The following is a 14,348-nucleotide window of genomic DNA, read 5'->3' on the forward strand; positions in this document are numbered from 1 at the left end:
AGTACGCAAATGAACAAGGTGTCCGATTTCGGACACCTTGTTTTGGTTTTAACTGAGTTAATAATTTGATTATTAGTATGTTATGCTGAATGATTGGATGTGGTATAATAATTTAATATTTACATTGGACTATTCCCACTTATGTGAAATTACAACAGTATGCGTTGTCATCAATCCCATGAAAGGCTGTAATCATGTTCAAAAACTACATTAAAATTGCTTTTCGCTCACTTTGGAAAAACCGGCTGTTTACCGGGATAAATCTTCTTGGACTTTCTCTTGGGCTGGCAAGCGCGGTAGTCCTAATTTTATTCATCCAAAGAGGATTGACGTTCGATACGTTCCATCAAGAAAGCGACCAGATTTACTTTATCCAGACAGAAGATAAAGACAGCCGATATAACCAGACTGTTTATCCGATTTTAGACCAGTTGCTGAAGACTTATCCTGAAATTAAAAAAGGAACACACATTCAGGGTTGGGGAAATGCATGGATTAACTATAAAGGCAAGGATATCCAAGGAAGTACAAAATATGTCGACAGCTCTTTTTTTGATATTTTTTCTTTTAAGCTCAAATACGGTAACACCGCAACTGCTTTAAAAAACAGGCAATCAATTCTTATCAACAATGATATCGCCATATCGCTTTTTGGTGATATAAACCCGGTCGGACAAATTGTTTCTGTAAATGATACCTTGAATTTCACTGTAACGGGTGTTTTACAAAATTTACCTGATAATTCTTCTATCCAGTTCGACGTATTAATGCCTATCGCAAATCTGGAATCAGACAAGAATTTTCAGGAAAACGCAGACTGGTACAATACCTTCGCAACGGTTTATATCAAACTTGATAAGGGTGCATCGGTCAGTAAGCTTGAAGCAAAATTTCCCGGATTTGTTAAAACGCATTTCGCTGAAGGGGGTAAGGATCGAAAAATTCGTATTGGACCGATAAAAGATTTTATCCATTATCAGAATCCCTTTTTCAAAAATATGATCTATGGAGCAATGACCATCGCTGGTTTCATTTTGCTCATTATTAGTATCAATCTTATCAATTTAAATACGGCAATCGCTTTTACAAGGGCGAAGGAAGTGGCAGTTAGAAAAGTAACAGGTTCTAATCTGCGGCAAATCTTAACCCAGTTCTGGTTTGAATCCGGGATTGTTCTGGTTTCGGCTTTAATACTGTCGATATTTTTTGCAGTTTCTTATCTAATCCCTCAGTTCAACGAGTATCGGCAGGGGCGTATGCAGCTGATGTTGAATTGGGAGCAGGAAAAAGTTACGATTCTGACCCTACTGCTGATTATTGGAATTATAGCTTTTATAGCAGGCACTTATCCTGCCGTTTATCTGAATAAGCTTGATATCCGGGACACTATAAAAGGAAAAATCACAAAGAAAACACAGTCGAGAAGCTGGACCAGGGAGAGTTTGATTGTAATCCAGTTTGCACTTACGATTATTCTTATTTTAGGTGCAATCAGCGTTCGAATGCAGATTGGTTTCATGAGGGGGGCAAACGTCGGTTTTGATAAAGAAAATATCGTCGTCGTCCAGTCGGATATGCAGTATAAAGATGAGAATGCGGCGATGGGGCAGTTTACGGGAATTCTGGATGATTTGAAACAAAATCCTCATATTAAAAGTATAGCGACTTCCGGTGTCGTTCCGACAAAATACTGGAACAATTACAACGTCTACTTTTCCGAATCTGAGCCTGACAAAGAAATTAGGTTAAGACAGGCTGGAACAAGCTCGTCCTATACTAAAACCTACAATATCAGGATGTTGGAAGGCCGGGATTTTTCTGAGGAACTTGATAAAAACGGAGAAAATAATCCGGTTGTTATCAATGAATCCGCCATGAAAGCGCTTGGTTGGAAATCGGCAGTTGGAAAGCGTCTCCGGCCAAAAAGCAATCAAAAAGTATATACCATTGTGGGCGTGATGAAGGATTTTAATTATCAGGAATTAAAAGAACGGATTGAGCCCCTGATTCACTGGTATGAAGGGAAAACAGCCTTGAACAGTTATCTGACAATTAAATTTGATGACAGTAAAAATGCGGCGACGGTACTTGCGGCGCTGGAATCAAAAATGAAAAAGATTCCGGCTAAAAAACCGTTCAAGTTTTTCTATTTATCTGATGAGATCAGCAGGCAGTATAACGATCTGGACGGTATCTGGAAAATGGTGAATTTTGTGACCATTCTTTCGATTGTCATTGCGCTCGCCGGTATTTTTGGACTCATCACATTGGCTGCAAATCAACGCATCAAGGAAGTAGGAATTCGTAAAGTTCTCGGGGCAAGTGTCCGGGAAATCACCATACTGTTGTCACGCGATTTTATCGCCCTTGTTACAATTTCTATTGCGATCGGACTTCCGCTTGCTTATAGTTTTGTTAAAAGTTTTCTACAACGTTATCAGTATCACGTCGATCTCAAATGGTATGTATTCGCTCAGGTTGGTGTTTTCCTACTGTTTCTCACCATACTCACCGTCGGTTTTCAAAGTATCAAAGCAGCGATGATGGATCCGGTAAAATCTTTAAAATCTGAATAACCAATTTAGTCATGAAAAAATATATATTTCTCTTTTTTGCCGTAAGTAACTCTGTTGCATTCGAACAGTCAAAAACAGTTTGTCGGAGTGTTACCAACGATGGAAACGCGCTTTCTATTCACATGAGCGGCAATATCGATGGTGAGGACTTCAATTTTGATCACACTTTTGATATCTCTTCGCTGGATAAAATTGCCAGGCTTGTGTTTAAGGATAAAATTTTGGATTCACTAGACGTGTTCATTGCCGAAATTCCGGAAAAACCTACGTTCCCCAAAGTTTCCAAAGCAGCAAAACCTTCCAAAGCGGATAAATCTGAGGTAGTTGTCAACATGGAAGAAACTGCGACTTCTGATAATCAAATTAAAAATCTTTCGTCAGCTACACAAAAATCTTTTTCGAAAGAGGTTAGATATAATTCTGAATGCGGCGAATTATTTCTGCGGTATAAGTACGAAAAGGGCGGTGAAGAGTATGAATACGAGCGTACAATCAACGCCAAAAATAAATCAAAAAGTGAGCGTATGCACATCATTGAAGAAACAGAAAGAGAGTTAGGTTTGACAACAATACAATAACCAGATTTAGCCATGATACGTAATTATTTCAAAATTGCTTTTCGTAATATCTGGAAGAGCAAAGGTTATGCGGCAATCAATATCGTCGGTCTTTCCGTCGCGTTTTGCATCAGCATTTTTTTGTTTATGACAGTTTATTTCCAGCTGTCTTTCGATAACTTTCACGAAGATGGGGACAGGATTTTCCAAACATATCTGTTTTCGAACGATCCGGGAAAACCGGAACGTTCAGGATCTATGCCAATACCGTTTACCCCGGCCTTGAAAGCGGAGTATCCGGAAATTGAAGCAGCAACAAGATTCATGAACGGAAGTAGTTTGATTGAATACAACGGAAAATATTTCGACAAACAAGTTCAACTCGTTGATGCGGATTTTTTTAAGGTTTTCTCTTTTCCATTATTAGATGGAAACCGGAATTCGGCTTTCAACGGATTGAGCGATATTGTCATTAGTGAAAATATGGCAAAAGCTGTTTTTGGTTCTGAAAATCCAATCGGTAAACAACTTTTGCTTGGAGGAGATGAAAATAAAAAGCCTTACCTGGTGACAGGTATTCTTAAAGATTTTCCTGACAATTCTACGCTCCGGTTTGACGCTTTCATCCGAATAGAAAATCATGAAGGTTATTATCGGGAAGCAAAACGGTGGGACAATATGTCGCATCGGGCTTTTATCAAACTTAAACCTAACACGGACCAGCTGGCTTTTGAAAATCGCATGAAATCTTTCGCGGCTAAATACTTTGCTGGTAATATTGATAAGTTGAAAAAGAAAGGTGCAGAAGCAGATAGTCGCGGTGATCTTTTTGCTATTCGTTTGCAGAAACTTGAGAATCTTCATTTCGATAAGGATATCACTGGCGGTAGTGGTTCGTCCGTTGCAGTTGTATATGCGTTGTTAGGTATTGCATTCTTTATCCTCCTGATTGCCTGTATCAATTTTATAAATCTGACCGTCGCCAGATCGTTCACCCGGGCACGAGAAGTGGGTGTTCGCAAATCTCTCGGCGCGTTGAAAAATCAGCTTTTTGTTCAGATTTGGGGAGAAGCTGCGATGATCTGTTTCGGAGGTTTCATGGCTGGAATATTATTGGCATATCTGCTCCTGCCACAATTTAACGCGACTTTCCAGGGCAAACTTTCGATGGAATACATTTTCCAGCCGGACAGGTTAGCCATTATTGTTACTCTTTTTTTATTGGTAACATTAATTGCCGGAGGTTATCCCGCCTGGCAAATGTCAAAATTTAATGCCGTTGAAGTTCTTAAAGGAAAGATAACGCTGACGCGTCCTGGTATACTAAGGAATTCACTTATCGTAACACAATTTACATTATCAAGTTTATTGATCTGCTGTACGATTATCGCCATTCAGCAGGTTGATCACCTCCGTGCTCAGCCGTTAGGATTTACAAAAGAGCAGGTCATTAGTATTCCGGTTGGGAATAAAGTAAATGGTCAGCAGGTTTTAAAACGTATGCGGAATCTGCTTAACGGAGATCCTAATATTGTCTCTCTATCCGGAAGCACGGTCAATCTGGGCGTTGGAAAAGACAGGAGTACATCGCGTAGTGTTCTTGGATTTACCTATAAAGACCAGGAAATTTCATCTGACTGGCTGCATATCGACTACGATTATCTGAAAACGTTGGGGATAAAGTTATTGGATGGGCGTGAGTTTGATCCTGCTTATCAAACAGACTCCGTCAATCGGGTGATCATCACGGAAAGTATGGCGAAAATGATCGGGGAGAAGGATCCGGTTGGGAAATTTTTCGAAACAGATACGGCCGGAGCAAAATACCAGATTATAGGCCTGGTGCCCGATTTCAACCTTTATTCGTCTAAAAATGACAAAAAACCGGTCACGATGTATCTCTCAAATAATGAACCGATCAGTTATATTTTCGTCCGCGTTACGCCGGCAAGTCTGGTTGGCGCTATGGACAAAATTTCGAGTGTCTGGAAAGAAGTGGCGCCTCAGTCGGAATTTACGGGTACTTTTTTAGATGAAAACACAGATGCCTGGTATAAAGACGAAGAGAAATTTTCTCAGATGTTTAGTTTGGCATCAGGAATAGCCGTTTTGCTTTCCTGTCTCGGTTTGTTTGCAGTTGCTTTAATGGTTATTGAGCAGCGTACAAAAGAAATTGGCGTAAGAAAGGTGCTCGGGGCAAGTATCACCAACATTGTTTACACGCTCTCGCGGGATTTTGTCAAAATGGTTATTTTATCGATCGCCATCGCAACGCCGCTGGCATGGTATGCCATGCAGCAATGGCTGGATAATTATTCCTATCGAATAGAAATAAGTGTTTGGATTTTCATTCTTGTGGGTCTTGCGGCAGTGTTTATTGCATTGGTGACTGTGAGTTTTCAAAGTATAAAAGCTGCGTTGATGAACCCGGTAAAATCTTTAAAATCGGAATAAAGTTACTTGGTTGAATTCTTTTTTTGTGCGGTCTCTTGCCTAACTTCTTAAAGATAAAACGATGATAAGCAATCACATTAAGATAGCAATCCGGAATTTTCGCCGGCAGACTTTTTTCTCGCTTGTGAATGTGACCGGCCTCGGTGTCGGCTTGGCGGCGTGCTGGCTTATTGGGATCTATGTTTATTATGAAAGAAGTTTTGATGAATTTTTGCCTGATGCGGACCGGATATTTTCGGTAACGTTGGATTTTAAAATGGGCGGTGAGGAAGGAAAAACGACAAACACACCGCCACCGCTTGGGCCACGACTGGCAGCCGACTATCCGGAAATCGAGATGACGGCCAGGACATTTAGCCTCGGGAGTGCAATCGTTCGACGCAGCATTTCGGGCAATGAACCGCTGCAATATAATGAAACTACGGCCATCGCGGCGGATACTTCATTTTTGAAATTATTTGCTTTCCCGATGAAGGAAGGTAATTTTTCAGCACTGGATAAGTCCGGCAGTTTGGTATTGACAGAAAAAACTGCTGAAAAATATTTTGGCTCTGTATCACCAATTGGACAAGCTCTTGAAATCAATGGAAACATTTATGCGGTTACGGGCATACTAAAAGATCTTCCCGCAACATCCTCCGTTCAATTTGACTTTTTATTGCCAATGCAAAATTTTCATGTTGTCGAAAATTTTGCCTGGAGCTGGATCTGGCTGCAAGTTGATACCTGGGCTAAATTCCGTGAAAAACCAACGCCGGAAACCCTGGCGGCGCTCGAAGCGAAATTTCCGGATATGGTAAAACGGTATGCCCCGGCGGCATACGAACGGGTAGGACAAGATTTTCTGAAACAGTTGCAAAATGGCGACAGGTTGGATGTCAAGTTAATTCCTCTGAAATCTTTGCACCTGAATGCAGCAGGTTTTTATTCCCGGCTGTCAACGCTTGGAGATAAACAGCAGGTGAATATTTTCGCCATTGTCGGCGGTTTGATACTTCTGCTTGCCTGCGTCAACTTCATGAATCTGTCGACAGCCAGGTCGATCAAACGTACCAGAGAGGTTGGGATCCGGCGTGCATTGGGTTCAAACAAGAATGTTCTGGTCGGGCAGTTTTTGACTGAATCGATTTTGTTTAGTCTGATCGCGATGATTCTGGCTGCCGTATTAACGTCAATAACTTTACCTTTTTTTAATAAACTTACAGGATTAAGATTGGAACTTGAAGATCTTTATTCTTTCAAAATATTGCCTTTTGTTTTACTGCTGCCACTTTTAACTGGTTTGGCCTGCGGTTTATATCCTGCTTTTTATTTTTCAAAATCCAAAACGGTTGATATTTCGAAGATGTCTGGTACCGCCGCTACCGGAGGTCACATGTTTTTGCGTAATGGTTTGGTTGTTTTTCAATTTTCGGTATCTATCGTGCTGATGTTGGGTGCTTTTGTGGTATACCAGCAATTACATTTTGCAACAAAAATTTCTCCCGGTTTGCAGCGTGAAAATGTTTTGATCATAAAAAACGCACGGCATCTGGGAAACACTTTTGGCAAAGAAACTTTTCGTCAGCAATTGTCGCAGATTCCTGCTGTTGTCAGTACTACTTATGCCACTTACCTGCCTTCTCTGGGAAGTTTTGCAGATTATTATGAGCCGGAACAAGGAGATCAAAAACATGCCGTTGTAAAAAGTCTGCTCCTGAGTTCATTTATGACGGACATGAATTTTATTCCGACATTAGGAATAGAAATTATTGCCGGACGCAATTTCTTATCCAATACCAAAAGCGATTCTTCCAGCGTAATTTTGAATGAAGCGGCTGTAAAAGCCATGGGCTGGGAAAATGCTGTTGGGAAATGGATGCGGTATCCGGGGAATAGAAACCAGCGTTTTCAGGTAATTGGTGTGATGAAAAATTTCTATAACGGATCCGTTAAACTGGACATAGAACCGGTTGCGATCTTTAACGAATCTTCCAAAAGTTATCAGACCTGGGATTCAAACGTAGCCATAAGATTATCTCCGGGTTCAGAAAAGTCCGTGATTCAGAAAGTGGAAAAGCTCTGGAAAGCTTCGGTTCCCCAGGCACCTTTTGAACATGATTTTCTGGATTCTTCCTTTTCCCGTCTTTACGTTTCGGAAGCAAAAACGAGTACTGTTCTGGGTGTTTTTACAATCCTTGCCTTGTTTATTGGCTGTCTGGGATTATTCGCCTTGGCCGCGTTTACAGCTGAACAACGCACCAAGGAAATCGGGATACGGAAAGTATTGGGCGCTTCCGTCTTTGGTCTGGTGGGTTTGTTGTCCAGAGATTTTCTCAAACTTGTATTTATCGCCATTATCTTATCAACGCCCCTGGCGTGGTATGCGATGGATAAATGGCTGCAAAATTACGCTTATCGTGTCGATAATTCCTGGAAGATTTTCGCCATTGCAGCGGTAACAGCCATTGTCATTTCTTTGATCACCATAAGTTTTCAAAGTATAAAAGCGGCCCTGGCCAATCCTGTAAAATCCCTTCGTTCAGAATAATAAACCTGACTTCTCATGTTCAAAAACTACCTGAAAATCGCTGCCAGGAATATTTGGAAGCATAAGGATTATTCCTTCATCAACATTGTTGGGCTGGCCATTGGGATGGCAGTTTCGATGCTGATCCTGGTGTTTGTGGTGCATGAATATAGTTTTGACAAGTTTCATGAGAAAGGCATTCGGATATACCGGATTCTTGCCAGGATAGATATGGATGGCAGGCAGATGCAAACGATTAATTTCAATGCGAAACTGGCGCCATACTTAAAGGAATCTTCACCGCAAATAGAAAGTTATGTACGGTTAAAAACACCATATAATAAGGTTACGATCAAAAATCCTGAGAAGCCGGAAAATCTATTTTTTGAACAGAACTTCGTTTTTGCAGACGATGCTTTTTTTAAGGTTTTTTCATTCAAACTGAAAGAACAAAACGGTCATGATTATCTGGTTAAACCTTACACGATGGTCATATCCGAACGGGCCGCCTTGAAATATTTCGGAGCTGAAAATCCAATTGGAAAGACTTTATTATATGAAGGAAAACATTTGTTTGAAATTACCGGTGTTGCGTATAATCCGCCATCCAATTCCACTATAAATTTCGATTTTGTTGCTTCTGTCAATACAATTCCTCAACTGGACGAAAATCAAAAATCCATGTGGGAACACGCCGGGGCCTTTAATACCTACTTGTTACTGGATTCTGAAAACTCGGTTCCACTGGTTGAAAAAAATATAGTTGCAGCCGGAAACAGAACAGGCGCGTTTGACGAACAGTCCGTTTATTCTCTTGAAAAGTTTTCAAACATACATCTTCAAAACGATTTTACGAATACTGGTAACGTACGTTTGATCAACATTTTTGCCGGTATCGCCGCGCTGATTCTCTGCCTGGCACTTTTCAATTACATGAATTTGACCACTGCACGTTCTACGCTTAGAGCCAAAGAAGTTGGTGTTCGGAAAGTCGCAGGAGCGGGGAGGAGCAGTCTCATTAAACAATTTTATACCGAATCAATTCTGGTTTGCTGCCTGGCTTTTTTGCTATCTTTTCTGTTGTTGGAAATGATGCGGCAGCCATTTTATGATTTACTGGACCTGAGAATTGATGCGTCTTTCCTCGTTTCGCCAGGTTTTATTCTTATTCTCTCGGGCGTACTGTTTTTTTGTGCATTTGTTGCAGGAAGTTATCCAGCCTTGGTTTTGTCAGGGTTTTCGCCGATTACAGTTTTGAAAGGTAGGTTCGCGAGTCAGCAAAAAGGAGGCTCACTACGAAAATTCTTTATGGTTTTCCAGTTTTCAGTAACGATCGCATTGATTGTTTGCAGCTTCATTGTTCAACATCAGTTAAGCTTTATGCAAAACAAAAAGCTGGGATTTAATAAAGATCAAATACTTGGAATAACGTTGGGCGGGTCAATAGGAGGAAAATACTTTTCTTTCAAAAACGAGATTGAGGCTTTGGCAGGAGTTGAGGAAGTGGCCGTTTCCAATACAGGTTTGTTCAAAGGGTACAATATGTTTTTTGAGAAAAATGCGGATACTAAAAAAGATATAAGCGTCATTTATTCAGAAGTTGACCCCAACTTTATCAAGACTTTTGGTCTTGCATGGAAGATAAAACCGGAAGGAGTTTCGTGGAAGAATGGACAATCGGTGATATTAAATGAAGTCGCAGTGAGTGAACTCGGGATAAAGGGGAATCCGGTGGGGCAGAAAGTTTTCAACCGGAATGTTGCCGGCATTCTTAAAAACTTTCACTTTACGAATGTACAGGAAAATGTCAAATCCACCGGGCTTTTTATCGTTAATGATACCACAAATCTTTTGGCTGAACCTCAGTCGTCGGCAGTTTTGTTTACGAAGATGGATACCAAAACGAACATCAAAGACAAGGTTGAATCCATAGAAAAAATCTACAAAAAATACGCTGCCGATAAACCTTTCGAATATTATTTCCTGGATGACGCGTTTAATGAGACATTTAAAACCGAAATCAGAATGTCGCGAATGTTTACGGTTTTCACGTCTTTCGCAATTTTTATTGCGTGCATGGGTCTCTTCGGACTTGTCACATTTACGGCAGAAACACGAACCAAAGAAATCGGTATCAGAAAAGTTTTGGGCGCCAGTATCACCAGTGTTGTCGCTTTGATATCAAAAGAATTCTTCAAACTTGTATTCATTTCCATCGTCATTTCAACGCCCGTGGCCTGGTATGCAATGGATAAATGGTTACAGGATTTTGCATACAGGATCAATATTCCCTGGTGGGCCTTTGCGTCAGCGGGAATCTTGATTCTGCTCATCACTTTTGTGACGGTCGGGTTTCAGTCGATCAGAGCTGCAATGATGAATCCTGTTGAGTCACTTAAATCAGACTAGAAACAATTTAAACATCCAATCATATGAGCCATATAGCTATACCGATCCCAACTATTCCAGGAAGACATGAGATCGAAATCGAAGTAACGGTTAATGGATTAAAAGAACAACTTCATTATCGGGTCGAGCTGTTTTATTGGGACAATTGCTCAAATCCAGCGGGGCATCGTGCAGATTGTATCAGCGAAATGCTTGCGCACCAGGATCCTGAATGGGCCGTATATTATATCGGCGCACCAAACGACGAGTATGTCCCGATCACTTTTGTAAAAAAAGAAAGTAGAAGATTTTTGCAGCATAGCAGAGCGATTGCGTAACGGATTGTTATTTTTGGTCAGGGGTTGTAAGGGGTAGTCATTTGTTGTCAGGAATTGTCATTTGTTGTTATGAAAGTGGTCGGGGGTTGTTGGTTTATGCCACAACTTTTGACCACTTTCTATTTTTATCACCCGCTTTCTTACAACTTTTAATTTTTGCCCTGTGCTTCCCACTTACACCCAAAGGTAATTTCCGATTGACAAAGACAATCTCCTGGTAATTTATCATTCTTTTTGAAAGATAATTCCTGATCAAAATTTGAAAATTTTTTCTTGCATCATTGTTGCATATACTTATTGTTGGTATATATTTGCATCATTGTTGCATTTAAAATAATCAGTATGAAAAGGAATTTATTCAAAACGCTGTTAGCCATTTTTATTATTTCTGCTTTCTCTTCCTGTGAAAAAGATGAGGAAGAGGTCGTTGATCCTGTTGAAGAAACTGAATACAAGTTTGTTCGTATTCTTGTCAATGATGAAACGACCAAAGAACTTTCTCTGGTTGATCCGGTGAAACTTACCGTTGAATCCTTTCAGGCTCAATATGCGAAAGCTGCCTTGTATCCAACGCAGGCAGGACGTTTTGGGGCGGTGGTCAGTACTGCCAACAATCTTGTCCAATTATTTGATACAGGTTTCGAAGGGCATGGAGATCATGTGGACATGAAAGGAACTCCGAAGTTTGGCGCTTTAATCGGTGATGGTAACAAGCCAACGCATTTTAAAAGTAAGGGTGACGAAATCATCACGTTCAACGACGGAGACGGAACATTGAGTATCGCCAAAGAGGCTGATTTTCATGTGAATGGAGCGAAAATGAAAACGGTCAATGCAGGCAATGTTGCCCATCATGGGGCGATGACGAAGTTTGACAACGGTACTTATGCAATCACGGTGAAAGACGGTTCAGTTGCCGGGTCGTTGCCAGAACGTGTGAAAATTATTGACGGATCAGGAAAGACACTTTTCGAATCGACTGTCCAGACCAAAGGTATCCATGGAAATGCGAGTGATGGAAAAGTGTCGCTTTTTGGATCTTCCAGCGGCATATTGGTCGTAGAATCAACAGGAAAACAGCATTTGATCGCACATCCTGCCAGTTTCGGGACGGCGTGGTTCGGATCTGTTTTTGAAGCAAAAGGTGCGGGCAAATTTATCGGATATACCGCAGCCGTGGGGGCATACCTGATTGACCCAACAATAGATAAGGTTACACCTGTCATCGAAAGCACGGATTTAATCCAGGTAAAAATGGACTACGCCGGCAATAAGCTGATCGCACTTTTACACAGTGGCGAAGTAAAGGTTTATGATCTGAAAACAAATACCGTGCTGAAAAGCGGAAACATTATACCAGCGACCGTTAAGGATGAAACGCAAAAGCCGCAGATCGAAGCGACTTCAAAGTATCTCTATGTGACGCAGCCAAAAAGTGGTGAGTTATTAAAAATAGACATTAATGACTTTTCGAAAATCGATCGAATTAAAGTCTCAGCTACTCCGTATCGTCTGACAATCTTGGGTATTGAATCCAGTGAGGCTCACTGATTTGATACGGTTTAATAGTTTGAATCCCTGGTTATAAAATTTTGTAATCAGGGATTTTGTATTAAAACCACCATTTTTCATAGTTTTCAACTGGCTTCCATTTGCTTTTTGGCTCAAAGTGATTCCATATTATTTCAGACACTTTTCTGATTAATACATAACCCTCATTACTTCTTTCCCAACGCTCATCCAGCTGATTTTTCGTTGTGATACAAAATACATAATCCCCATGTGGCGCGTGTACCATCACGACCTCAGATTTGGCCTGGTTAACAGCACCACTTTTTGCGCTGGTTTTTATGTTGGATGGGATTTGAGAAAGTGCCTCCCCATCCCAGAACTGCATACCCAGATACCGGTACATCCGCTCACTGGCATCCGCGCTGATTGCCTTTCCTTCCCGGATCATCACCATCAGTTCCGCCATTTCCCTGGGCGTCGTTTGTCCCCATCCATAAGTTGCCTGCGCTTGCTTTCTGCCTGGGGTGCGCGAATTTACACGTGTGTATTCGAATCCATTATTATCCATCCATTGATTAATGGCCGCCCCGCCTCCTGCCAACGCCTGGAGCCATAAACTTCCGGTATTATCGCTAAGGGAAATCATGAGATGGACCACTTTGGGCATCGGAATTTTTGTGCTGTCTTTTAGTGAACCAACAATCCCGTCATCGTATTTTAACGAATCCCGATAAATTAGTGTCTGATCGAATTTTATTTCCCCTTTTTGTATTTTATCAAACAAGCCGACCATAATCGGTATTTTAACCATACTTGCCGTTGGAAATATGGAATCCTGATTGACTGATGCGGTTTTGTTGGTTTTCAGATTCCGAACATATACACCGACATTTCCCTTGAAACCAGCTGTTGCCTTTTCCAGCTTAGCTACAAGCTGACGATCGGTTTTATGAGATGAGTTTGAAAAAGGCTGAGCAAAAATTTGTGCATTAAGGCAAAGGAGTGTGATGATGATAAGTTTTTTCATAGTATTTGGTTCAAGCTGTCAATGTTTCAATTTCTTGTAAATAACAGTAAGCTAGTGAATTAAAAAGGCTTTTTAACTGTGGGCAAGTTTATACATCACTTAGAGATGGTGGTTGTAAGGTTAATTATTTACACAATTAAGTGGGAAATAATTACCCATTATTCAACACTTTTTTTCAGGGAACGTAATTTTTACAAGCGATGCAGTTCGCAGACGCTACCTTACTTTCCACAAAGATTGTTAACGATATCAAAAGATGACAAGGAAATTTACCTATACTGAAAAAGAATTAATTAATTCTTTAAAAAGTAATAATAGAGATGCGTTCGAGTATTTATACGATCACTATGCTCCTGCACTTTACGGGATTATTATGAAAATCGTAAAAGACGAAGAAAAAGCGGCCGATGTCATGCAGGATTCCTTTTTGAAGATTTGGAAAAACATCAGCGCATATAATGTTGATAAAGGTACGCTGTTTACCTGGCTTTTGAATATAGCGCGAAATACCGCAATTGACCGTTTAAGGTTGGATGTAAAGCTTTCCAAAGGCATTAACTGGGAGCAGGTGAAGGAGGCCGATCTTACTAGTGCAGTTATTTTTAATCCGATTCCAGCCACGATTGATATCCGGGCCATTGTTGAAAGATTGCTGCCAGAGAAGAGTATCCTTATCGATCTGGTTTATTTTCAGGGTTATACGCATGAAGAAGTAGCGGCAAAACTCATGCTTCCTCTCGGAACTGTAAAATCAAGAATCCGCAAAGCACTCACAGAGTTGCGGGAGATTTTTGGTGCGAAAGAATATGTTTTAGGAGCTGCCTAAGTTATACCTTATTTTAAAGAATAATTTAATTTCCATAAGTGTAGAATTAGCTAGGTAATCTGCTAGTTGCACAACTTCTTTTTTATCTCCTCACCGGCAAACTATTCCCCCATTCAGCAGCGATCATGTCCCGAAAATACTGGCTAATTTCCGATGTATTA

The 14,348-nt window shown here is 40.7% G+C and carries 9 protein-coding genes; 8 read left to right on the forward strand and 1 reads right to left on the reverse strand.

The genetic code is table 11. The annotated features are described in order from the left end of the window. Positions 1–194 precede the first annotated feature (194 nt). From L0657_RS02805 to L0657_RS02835, 7 genes are all read left to right on the forward strand, one after another. Positions 195–2,576, forward strand: a complete 2,382-nt coding sequence (locus tag L0657_RS02805; protein WP_235148875.1) for an ABC transporter permease — start codon at positions 195–197, stop codon at positions 2,574–2,576. A gap of 11 nt (positions 2,577–2,587) precedes the next feature. Then, the gene (locus L0657_RS02810; protein ID WP_235148876.1) at positions 2,588–3,154 is read left to right on the forward strand and encodes a hypothetical protein; all 567 of its coding nucleotides are present in this window, start codon (positions 2,588–2,590) and stop codon (positions 3,152–3,154) included. A 12-nt stretch (positions 3,155–3,166) separates the two neighbouring features. Then, entirely contained in the window at positions 3,167–5,587 is a 2,421-nt protein-coding gene (locus L0657_RS02815; protein WP_235148877.1) for an ABC transporter permease, read from the forward strand. A 61-nt stretch (positions 5,588–5,648) separates the two neighbouring features. After that, the gene (locus tag L0657_RS02820) at positions 5,649–8,117 is read left to right on the forward strand and encodes an ABC transporter permease (protein ID WP_235148878.1); all 2,469 of its coding nucleotides are present in this window, start codon (positions 5,649–5,651) and stop codon (positions 8,115–8,117) included. 15 nt (positions 8,118–8,132) lie between these two features. Next, positions 8,133–10,505 (forward strand): ABC transporter permease, encoded by a 2,373-nt coding sequence (locus L0657_RS02825; protein WP_235148879.1) that lies wholly within the window; start codon positions 8,133–8,135, stop codon positions 10,503–10,505. Positions 10,506–10,528: 23 nt separating this feature from the next. Continuing rightward, on the forward strand, positions 10,529–10,822 hold the full coding sequence (locus L0657_RS02830; protein WP_235148880.1) for a hypothetical protein: 294 nt from the start codon (positions 10,529–10,531) through the stop codon (positions 10,820–10,822). A 342-nt stretch (positions 10,823–11,164) separates the two neighbouring features. Further along, complete coding sequence (locus tag L0657_RS02835; RefSeq protein ID WP_235148881.1) at positions 11,165–12,373, forward strand: YncE family protein; 1,209 nt, start codon at positions 11,165–11,167, stop codon at positions 12,371–12,373. A gap of 61 nt (positions 12,374–12,434) precedes the next feature. On the opposite strand, the gene L0657_RS02840 is transcribed toward L0657_RS02835, so the two are convergent. Continuing rightward, positions 12,435–13,361: a serine hydrolase gene (locus L0657_RS02840; protein WP_235148882.1), complete on the reverse strand. Its 927-nt coding sequence runs from the start codon at positions 13,359–13,361 to the stop codon at positions 12,435–12,437. A gap of 256 nt (positions 13,362–13,617) precedes the next feature. Here L0657_RS02840 and L0657_RS02845 point away from each other — a divergent pair, with 256 nt between their 5' ends. Beyond that, positions 13,618–14,187 carry an RNA polymerase sigma factor gene (locus L0657_RS02845; protein WP_235148883.1) on the forward strand — a complete coding sequence of 190 codons (570 nt, stop codon included), beginning with the start codon at positions 13,618–13,620 and terminating at the stop codon, positions 14,185–14,187. The last annotated feature ends 161 nt before the right edge of the window (positions 14,188–14,348 follow it).

This window comes from Dyadobacter sp. CY345, assembly GCF_021502725.1.
In the GTDB taxonomy this organism is placed as follows: domain Bacteria; phylum Bacteroidota; class Bacteroidia; order Cytophagales; family Spirosomataceae; genus Dyadobacter.